This window comes from Nostoc sp. PCC 9305 (assembly GCF_963920915.1).
Lineage (GTDB): Bacteria > Cyanobacteriota > Cyanobacteriia > Cyanobacteriales > Nostocaceae > Nostoc.
The window spans coordinates 1-14,788 of record NZ_CAWUDN010000148.1; the positions used below are offsets into that span (position 1 = coordinate 1).

Consider the following 14,788-nt stretch of genomic DNA (forward strand, 5'->3'; position numbering starts at 1 on the left):
TGTTTTTGCGATCGCTCCTAATTATACTTTGTCGAGAGTGATAAAAGAGGGTTAAGGACAGCATAGAAAATCCAAGTAGCATAGACTTGCATTTGTACACCATTAGTGCCGCCAACCCATAAATAAGATAAACCCAACAAACGTTTAGTCAGTAAAAATGCATCTTCGATTTGCCAACGTCGGCGATACAAATCACAGACTTGTTGTGGAGAAAGTTGTTTTGGGTCAAGAACATTAGTCAAGTAATAATACCAAGTCTTGCCCCAGAGTACTGACACTTGACGCATCGGGTAGCGACAAGGATCAGTGTGATGAAATCCCATTTGAATAATTTCGTCTTTATAGTAAGAACTACTCGAAAGAACGCGCACTACTTGATAGCGCACCTTGGCTTTTTGTCTAGTTAAAATATATTTTCCTTGCTCCGTTAGGGTATCAAACCACTCAAATCCATAGAAGCCCATATCTGTTATGAGTAAACCACCTACTGGCAAGCGTACTTGTAGTTCTTGCCACCACTTTGTTTCATTGCGTTTAGCGTCAGCATCAAAAAACGCCGCAACTGGGCGGTGAGTAAATGCTTCCACTACCATCAACATCTTCCCTCCCAAAACAGCACCTGTTTTTTCTTGGAGTTGCCCCAAATGTTTTTTGATGGCTTCTAAAGTCGATGCATCCGCAATCCATACTGCACTGAACGATGATGCTACCGATACCCACATTGGTGCAACTTCCGTAGCGTTTTTTTTGGCTATTAGACGCTCCATTACTTGCTCAAACAGCTTAATAAACAACTCTGCTGGCAAGCTCTCCAGGCGTTGAGATAGAGCTTGCCGACTCACAGACATCGCCTTAACCCACAACAATCCTTCAACTTCCAGGCAGCGCAGCACATCTGTTAAATGCTGTATTTGTCGATACACTAGACTCAATACTATTGCTGCCATTACTGGTAGGGTTAGTACGCGATCGCGCAAACTACGTTCTTTGTCTTTTACCCCTTTGAGATTGGCAAATGTACCTGGGCTTATTAACTCAAACAGTCTAGATTCTATCTCTTGGCTTGATGGGGCGGGGGAGGTGACTCGATGCCGAAAATCTGGATTCCCTTGTTTTTTGCGCGGTTTACTCATGACTAGTATCAACAGCACTGTCTTGAGTTTAACTATTGAGTTTTATCCACTTGACAAGACTCTAATTTTCTTAACTTGACACCAATGGCGAGACGCCCACCCCACAATATTGGATAATTTATTTCTTGAAGTTCTCTAAGTAATTTTAAGTTGTTAGCTGATGTTTTGATATCAATAGTTAATCAAAAATTGAGGTAAAAATGTTTAACAATTTCGTGAAAACTCAGACAACAGTAATTAGTAAGATAGCCTTATTTATAATACCTGGTTTTGTAGCTTTATCTACTGCTTTAATAAGTTGTACATCAACTGTATCTAATACAAATACAGGAAGTGTTCCGAAAGCAGAGCCAGCAGGAGCTAAGACTATAACTTTTAAAACAAAATTACTACGAATAGGGTATCAAAGCTCTGGTGATTTAGTTAGAGTCAGAGGAGTTTTAGAAAAACGTTTGGAGCCTTTGGGCTTGAAAGTAGAGTGGTCACAATTTGCTCAAGGGCCACAACTTATGGAAGCGATGAATGTGGGAAAAATTGACATTGGCTCGGTTGGAGAAACGCCGCCGATCTTTGCCCAAGCTGCGGGTGCAAAAATTATCTATTTGGCTGGGAGAAGACTTGGCCCTAATTCAGGTAAAGGTAGTGCGATCGCAGTTCCGAAAGACTCTCCAATTAAAAAATTAGCTGATATCAAAGGTCAAAAAGTAGTCTTTCAAAAAGGTTCTGCTTCTCACTATTTTATCATCCAAGCCTTAAAAGAAGTAGGCTTAAAATATAGTGATATTCAAGTTTTGAGTATGCCCAATGTCGAAGCTCGTGGTGCATTTATTCAGGGCACTATTCCAGTTTGGGTAACTGGCGATCCTCATTTAGCTTTGGTAGAAAAACTCCACGGTGCGCGTGTGCTGAGAGATGCGACAAATATCGGTACTCCAGGCGGATACTATGTAGGAACACGAGAATTTGCTAAGGAAAATCCCGAATTAATTCGGATCATCTTAGAAGAAATTGATAAAAATGGTCAATGGGCAGAAGCAAATCGTAAAGAAGTGGCCAAACTCATAGCACCTGTACTCAAAATTGATTTACCCATTCAGGAAATAATTTCTAGTCGTGCTACTTATCGACTGAGAGGAATTACTCCAGAACTAATGCAAGCCCAGCAAAGTGTTGCTGATTTGTTCTATAACAAAAAAATCTTACCCAAAAAGATTGATGTGAAAGAAGCATTGCTAACACCTCAAGAATATGCAACTATCACTCCCGAAACACTCATCAGTGAAAAATAACTTCCGAATTCTAACTCTTTCTTTATTCAGCGATTAAGTTAGCGATCGCATCTACTAATTCGGCTGGCTCTACTGGTTTGGCAATATGCTTGTTAAATCCGGCTCTTAGTACCTGTTGAGCGTTCATTTCTCCAGCATAGGCGGTAAGTGCGATCGCGCGAATTTTTCCTCCCTGCTCTGCTGGTAGTGTTCTCAACTGTCGCATAAACATACATCCATCCACTTCTGGCATCCCAATATCGCTTAAAAGTATATCTGGCAAGGATTGGGCTAAAGTAGCTAAGGCTTCATTGGCTGATGTTACTGCTGTCACATTTGCCCCATACTGCTCTAGTAAGAAGACAATAAATTCTCGCGTATCCGTATCATCATCCACTACTAAAATTTTGACACCATTCAAATTTGAGGATGGCTCAGAATTGCTACTGTCTTGTTTAATCTCTAACTGATTTTGGATTAACGGTAGTCTTACAGTAAAAGTTGCCCCTCGATCTTCGCCCCCACTTTCTACCTGGACTGTGCCGCCATGCAGTTCGACTAAGTGACGAACGATCGCTAATCCTAACCCCAATCCACCAAATTTTCTGGTGGTGCTGCTATTCTCTTGACGAAAATATTCAAACACGTAAGGCAGAAAATTAGGATCGATACCTTTCCCTGTGTCGCTAACTTGAATCAGTGCTGAGTTATGAGTGCTTGGTGCTGAGTTGAAATTAGGACATGATGATAGTCGAATATCAACCCGTCCGCCTTCTGGTGTAAATTTAACCGCATTTGAAAGCAGGTTCCAAACGATTTGCTGCAATCGGTTGGAGTCTCCCAAAACTTGTCCCAAATTTGGTTCCAGGCTGATGTGCATCTCTATTGATTTAGCTTCTGCTGATAGCCGCACTGTCTCCATTGCTGCCGAAATCACAGATGTCAGATCGACTGGGTAGATATTCAAGCTGATTTTGCCTTGTAAAATCCGGGAGATATCCAGTAAATCTTCAATCAGTTGAGCCTGTAACTTCGCATTTCGCTCAATAGTCTTCAGCGCTTGAGGAATTGTCTTTTCATCAAGTTTTTTGGTTTGGAGTAGCTTTGACCATCCTAAAATTGGGTTGAGTGGCGATCGCAATTCATGAGAAAGTACTGCCAGAAACTCATCTTTTATCCGGTTGGCATTTTCTGCTGCTTTCCGGGCGGTTTGTTCTGCCTCGTATAAACGGGCACGTTCCATTGCTTGAGCGCACTGCTGTGCTAGTGCCAGCATAAATGCTCGATCGTCTTGATTAAACTTCTGAATTTCGGTAAAAGCTAGAGACATTCCACCGATAGCTCGTCCCTCGACGATCAGTGGAATCGAAATCCAAGCGCCGTAGTTGGACTGAGCGTATTCCTGAGCCAGATTTGAGTAACGAGCAATCCTTGTTTCGGTTGGTTCTTGCCAAATAGGCTGCTTAGTTCTTACTGCTTCTGCCAGTGGCGCGGATGCATTAATCGAGAATCGACGCCAGGAATCTACTATTTCTTGTTGCTCGCCACCAGTTCGGATAAGTTCTAATTCAGTGCCGCTTTGAGTCAGTAGTGCCACAAAAACAGAACTAGCTCCCAAAGCTGCTATACCTTGCTCCACAATTACTTCAACAACTTGTGTCGCAGTTAAAGATTCAGAAAGGGCAGCGGTAATTGTTTGCAGACGGGTAGTGCGAGATGCTGCGCGTAAAGCCGCCTGTTGAGATTGCTGTGCTTCTCTGTAGAGTCGGGCATTATCAACAGCGATCGCCGCTCGGCTAGCTAACTCCTCAGCTAACATCAGGCTTTTGGTATCGTAGCGACGGCCAGAAGAAGATACCAAAGTCATAACTCCCAGCACTCGTCCCCGAACAATCAGCGGTACACTCATCCCAGATGTCGGATTTAATTCTTGCAAGATTTTGAAGTGACTGGCGTTGTAGGTTAACCCTTGGATTTGTTCCTCAGAAATAAAATGAGTAATTTTTGATTTGCCTGTCCGTATTACCTTCGCAACACCTGCTGTTTGTGCCAAATCAGGCGGATAATTTTGTAACTGTTCTACCAATTCTTGTTTCTCTGGATTGGCATGGGCTGCTGCAACCCGACGGACTAGTTGATTGTCACAAATAATATCAACTAAGCACCAATCAGCGATTTCCGGCACTGCCAAACGCACCAAACCTGCTAAGGTTGTTTCGTAGTCCAATGATGCAGCCAAAATCCCACTAGCCTCAGCTAAGAAACGCTGCTCCTCTTCCACTTGTTTGCGCTTAGTGATATTTCGCGAAGACGCTTGCATTTCTAAAATTTCTTGAGTTTGGCGATCGCGAATAGCTCGAATAGTTGCTTCCAACCAGATATAATGTCCGTCTTGGTGACGAGCGCGGTGAGTAACGGTATAAATATCTGGTAAATCGGCATTGACTGGGTAATTCTTGGCAATCTCTGCCAAATCGTCTGGGTGAACTAACTCCTGGCTGTGATGTCCTACTAGCTCCTCTGGTTGATACCCCAGTACTGTGTAGCAAGCTGGTGAAATATATAGAAGAGTTCCATCTACTGTGTGGCGGGAAATAATATCAGTTGAATTCTCAGCCATCAGCCGAAAACACGCCTCACTCTCGCGCAATTTGGCCTCTGCCTGTTTGCGTTCGGTAATATCGACGCACATTCCCACCCATTCGCGGATTTCGCCTATTTCGTCGAGTATGGGCACACCGCGTATATTCATATAACGGTATTCGCCGTCATGCCGTAGAACACGATACTCAGCAACTGCAACACTGCGTGTAGGAAATGCCTGTTTCCAAATTTCCACCATCGAGGAACGATCTTCTGGGTGCAGAGCCTCAACCCAACCCCATCCTTTATATTGTTCGAGACTTTGCCCTGTGAAGGCCTCCCAAGTTGGAATATCATCAACAACATTGCCCCAAGGTGCTGCCCTCCAGACAATGGATGCGCTGGCCTCTGCCAGTGAACGGTAGCGTGCTTCACTATCGCGCAGCGCAGCTTGCTGTTCGCTCAAATATTGCTGCAAATCAGTAACCTCTTGAGCTTTCAGATTCTCACTCATTTTAAAAGTATTTGGCTAAAAGCGACTCGCCAGGTTCTCCCATCTGCTGTAATAGTTATTTTGATTTTTCTAATGCAATATAGCAGATGCTATGGCTCTAACTGCACCCATCTAAGGTTATAAGAAGAGGCAGGGGGGCAGAGGAGCAGGGGAGCAGGGGAGCAAGGGAGCAAGGGAGAAGTTGCAGTAAGTCTTTCCCCTCTGCCCCTCTGCTTTCTTGTAAGTTGGTGATTATGTATTACATCAACTATCATGCAAGCTATTTAAGCTAGTAATAGAATTGTTTCAATTCAGGGGATAAGAATTATGAAGGTTTGGCTTGCTTGCTTTTTGGTGCTGTTTGCCTTAGCAGAACTTTTTGACTGGTTGCAAGAATTTAATCTGCCATTACCTATCTATATTTTGGGTGGCGCTTTTTTAGCTGTTGCCTCTAACTATGATAAAATTATTGGTTCCTATTTTGATGATTCCAGCATTGAAGCATCACTTGAACAACCTCAGTTAGATTCACTAACTCCATCTACTAATCCGATTTCTTTCCCAATTAGCAGTCCTATTGAAGATGTTCAAACATCTCAAACAGATGATTAGTGCTTATCTGATTTTATGGTTGACGCTGGGCGTAAGCTTGCTTTAAGAGTAGGAATACGTCAAAGTCTCTAATTCACAAGTAAATTGCTACATTAATAGGAGCTTCAGGTTAATTAGCTTTTAACCTAGATTCCCAAAATTGACTTCTGCGCCTACAACATCTACCCAATTCAGGCTACCGCCTCAACGCCGTGATTAGTGGACTATTAGAAAAACTCCGCGTACCTTTTGTCAAAGTTCAGGATTCCCGTGAAACTTCTAAGAGCAAAAGCTGGCTGCAAATTATTTTTGTTACCAGTATAGGAGTCACCGCCTTTATCTGGGGAGTTCGGGAACTTAGATGGTTACAGCCTTGGGAGTTAAGAGTTTATGACCAGATGTTGCGATCGCGTCCAGCAGAAGCACCCGATCGGCGGATTGTACTAGTAAAAATTACTGATAAAGATATCAAACGCGAGAAATGGCCTCTATCAGATCGGACAATCAATCAGCTATTAAAGAAAATAGAGTCTTATCAACCGCGAATTATTGGTTTATATCTTTTCCGACCAGAAGACAATAATTTGGCGGCTAATCTCCAAAATCAAGATAACATTGTCACTACCTGTTTGTTCAGCAGCTTGGATAGAGATGAAATTCCCCCGCCGCCGAATGCCGCTATAGATAATGTTGGGTTTAGCGATGTGGTTGCTGATAATGAAAACGACCAAATTCTCCGCCGTACTTTATTATTTGCTAACTCTACAGACAAGAAATGTATAACATCATTTGCATTTGGTGCATTAATTGCAATTAATTATCTCGATAAACAAGGTATTGAATACGATTTCACTAAAAAAGGAGATTTTATATTAGGTAAAACCTTGTTTGGGCGTTTACAACCTAATTCTGGCGGCTACCAACATTTGGATGCACAAGGCTATCAAATATTATTAAATTACCGTCACCCCAATAGCCTCGCCGACCAAGTAACCCTTACAGATGTTCTTAGTGGGCAAGTCAACCCCAGTTTATTCAAAGACCGTCTGGTAATTATTGGCACTACAGCAGCTAATATCCCCCCAGGTGGCTTTTATACGCCGTACAGCGCTTTGCCAGATCAACCAGCCAGAATGCCTGCTCTATTGATTCATGCACAGATAGCAAGTCAACTCATCAGTACAGTGTTGGATGGGCGACCCTTGATTTGGTATTGGCCAAACTGGGTGGAATTTATTTGGGTATGGGGCTGGTCGCTATTAGGTGGTGTTTTAGTATGGCGGTGGCAAAATCCGCTGCTGTTGCTAGTGGTGGAAACGGTAACTCTATTTGGCTTAGTAGTAATCTGCGTTGCTTTATTTTTGCAAGCTGGATGGGTTCCGTTAATCCCTCCGGCTCTTGCGTTGGCGATCAGTAGTATCTGTGCGATCGCTTATACTAGCTACCAAAATCAGCGGCAAACTCAGGTGATTGTTCTGCAAGTTGAAAAACAACAAGAAGCGATCGCCCAATTAAATGTACTCTTAGAAGATAAAACAGCAATTCCCGACTCGTCTGTTGACTTTCCTCCCCCAGTTGATTCACCCGAAATAAAATCAGGTGATTTGCTTTTGAGTGGACGCTACAGAATCTCTCAAACTCTTGGTGCAGGTGGATTTGGCCGGACTTATTTAGCACAGGATACTCAACGACCGGGTAATCCTACTTGTGTAGTTAAAAAGTTAATGCCAGCCCGTCAAGATGCACGATTTTTGCAAGTCGCCCGCAGATTATTTCATAGTGAAGCTGAAATTTTAGAAATTTTGGGTAAACATCATCAGATTCCTGAACTACTTGCTTATTTTGAAGATAACCACGAATTTTATTTAATTCAACAATATATTGAGGGACATACCCTAAGCGAAGAATTACCACCCGTACAAAATGTGCAAAACGAATCATTTGTAATGGAAATGCTGAAACAAGTTTTAGAAGTTCTAGAATTTGTTCATCAACATCGAGTGATTCATCGCGATCTCAAACCGACTAATATTATTAGATGCGCTCAGAATAATCGCCTGGTATTGATTGACTTTGGTGCTGTCAAATTGATGCAACCGCCGAGTAGTGAGCAAACAGAATTAGCCACAGTAGCCATCGGGACGCGGGGTTATGCACCTCCAGAACAATTTGCCGGTCATCCCCGCTTATGCAGTGACATTTATGCTCTAGGAATGATTGCTATTCAAGCCATAACTGGAACACCACCGCAAGAACTCTACCCAGATCCAGAAACGGGGAATGTGATGTGGCGACAAACAGTGCAAGTGAGCGAAGAATTAGCGGCAATTTTAGATAAGATGGTTTGCTATCATTTTAGCGATCGCTATCAATCAGCCACCGCAGTTTTACAAGATTTAAAACGGATGTAGCTCTGGCGATTATAAATCGTGGCTACACATTACTTTAGTCCCCCTATACAAAAAATTGTTTGCAACCCGCAGATGCGGGTTTTATCTGTAATCTCAAAGGTTTCTACTTGTATTAATTATTAATACTATTCATTTTTGTCCCATATTGACTTTGTTTTTCTATAATCTGAGTCAAGATTTTGTGGCAATGACAGTCACTTCCACATTGATTTAATATGTCTTGTGGAGCAATGTTGCTAGAACCTAAAGCCAGAGATATTTTTCCAGTACAAGTAAGCTTAAAATAGTCTCTTAAATTGCCTTGGGTAGGCAATTCGTTAATTTGATAATTTGTTAAAGATTCAATAAAGCCTAATACTCGTAAATGTCTCAATCGCTGCTCACAGGACTGTTCTTTTTTATATGGAAACTGTCTTTGATCTTTTTCAGCATTAAATAAGTTTTCCAGAGTTGTTCGCTCTCCATCGTCTAACAAAGAGTCAAAAAACTTTCTTTGGTTTTCATCATCTTCTATTAAAGTTCCTAATAAGGCTAAAGCTTTTGATTCCTTTTGATTAGCCTCTATATTAGCTTTAATTTTACTATGTACTAGGTTAAGTTCTACTCCATTGCTACCAAATTGAAATTTTTCTATTCTTTCAATAACTGAAGAATTTAACAATAATATAATTGTTAAAAGTCCTACTTCTGTTGTCTCTAATCTCCTGTTTTTATCAACTCCTTTAAATGGAATAAAAACTAAGTAACCTAAAACCACGATACTTACGATCATCCTAGAGGCTAATGCCCATTTTTTACCTAAGTTTCTGAGGTTGGGCTGAAAATAACTTTTAATGTTTTCAACTATTTTCTGACTCATACTACGTTTTAGATGAATATAATTAACTTTTCTTTGAGAGAAAGTAATTGCTGATAAATAGGTTTAAAAAATAAATAGCTATTTACATCGAAAAATGACATAGCTTATTACCCTGTTATTATCTCTGGAATATTTGAAAATATTTACCTCAAATTATTGCAGAACTGATAACAGTTGACTTTTCACGGTATCTGAAAAACCTCTCTCTAAATCTCTCTCCTTTGAGGAGAGAGACTTTGAATTTTCCCCCTTTCCGCATCGGGAAGGGAGTTAGGTTTTTCCAGATGACCCAAACCACAATGAGCAAAAAACTAACACTTATGTCTACATCCTGAATTTATAGTTTTTCGGATACCTTCCCAAATTTCTGATTAACTGCTCAGTTAAAAATAGGACTTACGCACGGGTAACGGAAAACGAACCACAGAGGGCGCAGAGTTCACGGAGGAATGAGAGTTTGAGAGGGTTTTTGCGTAAGTCCTAAAAAATATTCGTAGGTTGGGTTGAGCGTAAACGTTACTCAACAAACCCCGCAAAATGTTGGGTTACCCTTCCCTTCGGGACGCTACGCGTAGCTTGCTTCCACGTTCGCGTAGCGTCCCGCAGGGAAGTGGTACGGGAAGCAAGCTACGTTCCTCAAACACGCATAGCGAATACCTGATTAACTGCGTTTCCTGATTTTCAGCAAAAAAAATCGCCCCCTGAATTCAGGAGGCGCATCACCAAGGTGGTGTAGAGACGCGAGATTTCGCGTCTCTTGTTTTAACTAGCAACGTATTCTTTGACATTGGCACGACGGCGACGCAGATGAGCCAAAGCTTGATGCTCTAACTGACGAACGCGTTCGCGGCTGAGATTCAATCTCTCACCCACTTTCGCCAATGACATTTCATTACCATCTTCTAAACCAAAGCGTAGGGCTACAACTTCTCGCTGTTGCGGGGTTAGTTCTGCTAGCAGATTGTTCAAGTCTTGGCGTAAGAATTCCTGGTTGGTGTAATACTCTGGTGATGGGCCATCATCTTCGAGCATTTCTTGCAACTCAGTATCCTGGTTCTCGCCAACTCGCACATCCAAAGAAACTGGTTGACGAGCCATATTCAAATACTCGCGAATCTGAGCAGGTTCTAGTTCTAGTGCTTTGGCAATTTCGGCTGGAGTCGGCGATCGCCCCAAGGTTTGAGCCAACTCGCGCTGCACTTTTTTGATTTTGTTCAGTTTCTCGGTAATGTGGATCGGTAAGCGAATAGTCCGTCCTTGTTGAGCGATCGCACGAGTAATTGCTTGGCGAATCCACCAGTAAGCGTAAGTCGAGAACTTATAACCCCTCATCGGGTCAAATTTCTCCACACCCCGCTCTAACCCTAGTGTTCCTTCCTGGATTAAATCCAGAAACTCCATATTCCGCTTTTGATACTTTTTAGCAATAGCAACAACCAAGCGTAAATTCGCTTCGATCATTTTTTGCTTTGCCCGCTTACCTTGCGCCACTGTTTGTTGCACATCGGTTTCCGATTGTTGAACGTGCTCGGCCCACTCTGAAATATCCGGTTCGCGTTGCAACTTCTTCGCCAAAGCTTCCTTGGCGTCGATCAGCGTCATCATTTGTTGCACTTGCTTCCCAAAGACAATTTCTTGTTCGCGGGTTAGCAGTGGTACACGACCAATTTCTCGCAGATAGGTTCGCACCATATCAGCCGTGAATTTGGTGTTGAGGTTTTCCGTTTGGGTATTGACAGTAGGCATTGGTGCGATGTCCTCTACTTCGTAAAGATAATGTATGTTTTATTACTAAAATGGAGGGGAAAAAGTAGTACATCTATCACGAAATGTCGGGAGCTACCAAAAGCAATTAGTTAATTGATACAGCCGTTGTTAAGACGGTAAGCCCCCAATGATAGGTTCCCCTACTTTCCCTAAATTTTCAATCTTTTATAAGCACGCTGGTTATTTTTGAGAATTCTTCTCTTGGACAGTTACTAACACCGAGCGGTAAATCCGAAGTCGGTATGAGTTCTACTTAACTTATGATACGATAAATCAGGCAAATAGTAAACTATCTTTAGATAAAACCTATCATTATAATTCAAAAGTAGCAGTTATAGAAAAAAATTTTAAACTTCCTTGAAATTACTGACTACATCTATAGTGACGCCAAAAACCCCTCTTCTGTTGCCAAAAACTAGCCAGATAACCGAACTTAATTTGCTATAAAAATGGAGGGATGTCACGAATTGGTCATTTGTCATTTGTCATTGGTCATTGGTCATTGGTCATTAGTCCTGAGCGACTCGTGCCGAGTGGAGCCGAGGTAAGTCGTTGGCGCAATCCCTGTCTCCGACACCCTGTTCGCATTCATAGAGAAGTATTGGTCATTTGCAAATGACAAAGGACAAATGACAAATGACAATCTAAAATCCCAGGTCAGCTTTGGCTAGTTCCGCAGCGGCGAATACTTCTGCGTCAGGTTTTTCTTCCCAGGCTGGCTCACCAATTTCTGCGTAAAAAATTGCGTCGTAAGGTCGGGTACGTACTACTACGGGCATGGGAACGGCATGACCCAATATTAAAGCTTGTTGTTTCGAGTCTAGCTTTGCCAAAACCGATCGCAGTCCGCTACCACCAGATACACCTGTAAAAATCGCGTCAATGTCTTTTTCATCATTGAGCAAAGCAGTAATACGAGTCCCAATTTGCGACATAACTTCATTATCTATGCCTGATGGACGTTGATCGACTACCAAAAGTGTGACAAAATACTTTCGCAGTTCGCGGGCAATAGTCCCAAAGATAGTACTTTGGACGATAGCCGGGTCAAGGAAACGGTGCGCCTCTTCAATGGTAATCATCAATGGCGTTGGGCGATCGCAAGGATTTTTGCTTTGCAGAAATTTGTCTGCTTTTTTGACGTAATGCTCGTGGATACGTCGGGTGATCATATTTGTCACCAACATATAAGAGAGCATATTAGACTGGGAACCAAATTCTATCACAACATTCTTCCCAGATTCCAGGCATTGCACAATTTTACTAATATAATTCTGGGGGCAAACTGCTCGCATATACTTCAAGCTATCCATCCGCAAGAGTTTGCGCTGCAATGCCATAATCGAGCCTTTGTGTCCGCGCTTCTCGTCGCAGAACATCTCGATTTCTTCGTTGGTCATATTTAACAGCTGGACAATCCAAGACTTGCCAAATTCGCTGTACAAAATATTGGCGTTATCTAAGGCTGCGTCAGAGAGTCCTAAATCTCGGCTACATAACTTAATATCTTCAACTTCTATTTGCTCATAGCTCAAATAAAGTTCTTGGGCATCACGCACACCACGGCGCTTTGTCGATTCCGGGTCGAGGGTATAGACTTCAACTTTACTCGGAAAAAGTTGCTTTAAGCCTTTAACCGTATTGACATTCTTACCTTCTGCAACCGCTTCCCAGCCATACTCCGAGTGCATATCAAAAATCAAATTTACTGCCGCATTTTTACGGATAACGCCAGCTAAAAGTAGCCGAGTTAGAAAAGATTTACCAGTACCAGATTTCCCAAAAACCCCATTACTCCGTTCCACAAAGCGATTCAAATCGATACAAACCGGCACATCCATATCCAAAGGTTTGCCGATGGAAAAGTTGCGCCTTTGGGGGTCATCTTCCCAACCAAATACCCGGCGAAAATCTTCAACACTTGCTTCGTAAACTTGACTAAAGTGACTAGGAATAGTTTTAACAGGCAACAATTCTATCGTCGTGCTGGTTTGTGGCACAAATGAAGCCAAACCCGTCACCGATGGGAGGAAAGGATTTGCCGATTTGCCATTTGTTGGGGAGAAAGATTCTTCAGTTTCGGGAGTGAACATCAACATCGGCGCGAGGTTGATAGTACCGTAAGTACCACTTCCTGCTAAAACATCTCGTAAAAAAGTGTCTTCCCAACTGGGGGGATTAGCAATAATTCGGGCATTAGCAGCTCCCAATGCTACATCTGTCAGCATACAAAAAAAACGCGATCGCATCCCTTGCACAACAAGAAATTTACCTACCCGCATATCTTCTACAGAAATGTCAGGATGCAATCGTACTTCTAAACCTTCAGTTAAAGAACCTTGAATGACCGAACCTAATGGCTGTGCCGAATTCATCTGATTAGTCATTTGTCATTTGTCATTTGTCATTGGTCATTGGTCATTTGTTTTTCTTCTCCATCCCCTATGCCCAATTCCCCATGCCCAATTATCTAATCAATCTGAATTGAGGTTGGCGCACTTCCTGTTGATGGAGTGGTACTAATTAAAGGTTTGCGGAATTGGGCGTAAAGGCGATCGCGCCAGGTGAAGAATGGTTCATAATCTATATTCTCGGCAAAGATTGGCAATCCTTTACCTCTAATAGAAGCTGGTAAATCCAGATAGGGCCCAGAAGGGAACTTGAGTAATATCGATAATCCAGCCACCGCTAAGTCAGCTAAAGTCGGCTCATCTCCTGTTAAATAAGGACTATCTGCCAATAATAACGTTAAGGCTTCCAAGTCTTGTTTTAAAGATGCGATCGCTGACTGTATCACATCTGGACTGTAACCTACGCCAAAACCTAACACTGACAGTAAATCACTAGGTACTCCTTGAACCAGACTTTTAAATATATCTGGTGTTGAGGTAGGTAATAAAGACTTACGGAAATTTTGATCTTGACTTACGGCTGCAAATAGTGCTTTGCGACCTTTGATGCCTATGGACTCATCTGCCCATTCTTCTATTAATAAAGTTAAACCCCGTTGTTTAGGATCTTGCGGTATTATGGGGCGATCGGGATACTCTAAGTCTAAATACTTAGCTATTTCCGTAGAATCCGCAATATATTTATTACGATCCTTTAATACAGGCACTTGTCTTTGACCAGTCAGCCGGAACAGTTCTACCTGTCCAATCCCAGGCGTAACCTCTATTTTGCGGTAATCTAGTCCTTTAAAATCTAGAATTAGGCGCACTTTCTCTGAGTATTGAGAGAGTTCCCATTGGTATAATTCCAGCATGTGTTCTATCTCTTGTAACTGGTCAACTTATTAACTTTACAATTGTATCTTTAGTTTAAGTAATTTTTATTGGTATTAGTTGGTTAGCTGTCTATTTAATTGACATTAGGGTTTAACCGATGCCTGATTTTTGGCAAAATTATCAAGTTCAAAAAATATTGTTTTCTGATTGATTACAATATCAAATAATTAAGTAATTTAATTCAGCATACAAATAAACCCAACCCCTCATTTGTGGGTCTTCAACAGTTACTTCAATTTTTGTCAGCGTTAGCCTAAGTTAAAATATTTCGGTAATTAATTTCTGTGCTTTTGCTGAATAATCAATAGACCTCTTGCAAAAGTCCCTAACACCCCACCCCAAACCCCTCCCCGCAAGCGGCTACGGTGTACACACATCTTTGTATAAAACCAAAAT

General features: G+C 42.0%; 8 protein-coding genes and 1 pseudogene. 3 read left to right on the forward strand and 6 right to left on the reverse strand.

From position 1 onward, the window contains the following. Nucleotides 1–53: 53 nt before the first annotated feature. A pseudogene (locus ACM0OX_RS32520) lies at nt 54–1,133 on the reverse strand (IS4 family transposase); the annotation flags it as partial. Between the two features lie 200 nt (nt 1,134–1,333). Between ACM0OX_RS32520 and ACM0OX_RS32525 the strand changes: the two are divergent. Continuing rightward, nucleotides 1,334–2,422, forward strand: coding sequence for a sulfonate ABC transporter substrate-binding protein (locus ACM0OX_RS32525; protein ID WP_414519084.1), 1,089 nt, complete (start codon nt 1,334–1,336; stop codon nt 2,420–2,422). 22 nt (nt 2,423–2,444) lie between these two features. On the opposite strand, the gene ACM0OX_RS32530 is transcribed toward ACM0OX_RS32525, so the two are convergent. Beyond that, nucleotides 2,445–5,498, reverse strand: coding sequence for a PAS domain S-box protein (locus tag ACM0OX_RS32530; RefSeq protein ID WP_414519085.1), 3,054 nt, complete (start codon nt 5,496–5,498; stop codon nt 2,445–2,447). A gap of 306 nt (nt 5,499–5,804) precedes the next feature. On the opposite strand from ACM0OX_RS32530, the gene ACM0OX_RS32535 reads away from it, so the two are divergent. Beyond that, the gene (locus ACM0OX_RS32535) at nt 5,805–6,089 is read left to right on the forward strand and encodes a hypothetical protein (RefSeq protein ID WP_414519086.1); all 285 of its coding nucleotides are present in this window, start codon (nt 5,805–5,807) and stop codon (nt 6,087–6,089) included. Between the two features lie 191 nt (nt 6,090–6,280). Beyond that, nucleotides 6,281–8,479: a CHASE2 domain-containing protein gene (locus ACM0OX_RS32540; protein WP_414519087.1), complete on the forward strand. Its 2,199-nt coding sequence runs from the start codon at nt 6,281–6,283 to the stop codon at nt 8,477–8,479. A 112-nt stretch (nt 8,480–8,591) separates the two neighbouring features. Here the strand turns inward: ACM0OX_RS32540 and ACM0OX_RS32545 are convergent, their stop codons facing one another. The 4 genes from ACM0OX_RS32545 to ACM0OX_RS32560 all read right to left on the reverse strand — a co-directional run bounded on the left by ACM0OX_RS32545 (nt 8,592) and on the right by ACM0OX_RS32560 (nt 14,370). Continuing rightward, nucleotides 8,592–9,338, reverse strand: a complete 747-nt coding sequence (locus ACM0OX_RS32545; protein ID WP_414519088.1) for a hypothetical protein — start codon at nt 9,336–9,338, stop codon at nt 8,592–8,594. Nucleotides 9,339–10,100: 762 nt separating this feature from the next. Further along, nucleotides 10,101–11,084 carry an RNA polymerase sigma factor, RpoD/SigA family gene (locus tag ACM0OX_RS32550; protein ID WP_335182436.1) on the reverse strand — a complete coding sequence of 328 codons (984 nt, stop codon included), beginning with the start codon at nt 11,082–11,084 and terminating at the stop codon, nt 10,101–10,103. A 665-nt stretch (nt 11,085–11,749) separates the two neighbouring features. Then, entirely contained in the window at nt 11,750–13,480 is a 1,731-nt protein-coding gene (locus tag ACM0OX_RS32555) for a helicase HerA domain-containing protein (RefSeq protein ID WP_414519089.1), read from the reverse strand. Nucleotides 13,481–13,575: 95 nt separating this feature from the next. Beyond that, on the reverse strand, nt 13,576–14,370 hold the full coding sequence (locus ACM0OX_RS32560; protein ID WP_322639106.1) for a glutathione S-transferase family protein: 795 nt from the start codon (nt 14,368–14,370) through the stop codon (nt 13,576–13,578). Between the last annotated feature and the right edge of the window lie 418 nt (nt 14,371–14,788).

Excerpts from the sequence above, each read along its gene's own strand:
- ACM0OX_RS32535 (WP_414519086.1), top strand. The coding sequence starts at position 5,805 with ATGAAGGTTTGGCTTGCTTGCTTTTTGGTGCTGTTTGCCTTAGCAGAA.
- ACM0OX_RS32545 (WP_414519088.1), bottom strand. The coding sequence starts at position 9,338 with ATGAGTCAGAAAATAGTTGAAAACATTAAAAGTTATTTTCAGCCCAAC.
- ACM0OX_RS32560 (WP_322639106.1), bottom strand. The coding sequence starts at position 14,370 with ATGCTGGAATTATACCAATGGGAACTCTCTCAATACTCAGAGAAAGTG.
- ACM0OX_RS32530 (WP_414519085.1), bottom strand. The coding sequence starts at position 5,498 with ATGAGTGAGAATCTGAAAGCTCAAGAGGTTACTGATTTGCAGCAATAT.
- ACM0OX_RS32550 (WP_335182436.1), bottom strand. The coding sequence starts at position 11,084 with ATGCCTACTGTCAATACCCAAACGGAAAACCTCAACACCAAATTCACG.
- ACM0OX_RS32525 (WP_414519084.1), top strand. The coding sequence starts at position 1,334 with ATGTTTAACAATTTCGTGAAAACTCAGACAACAGTAATTAGTAAGATA.
- ACM0OX_RS32555 (WP_414519089.1), bottom strand. The coding sequence starts at position 13,480 with ATGAATTCGGCACAGCCATTAGGTTCGGTCATTCAAGGTTCTTTAACT.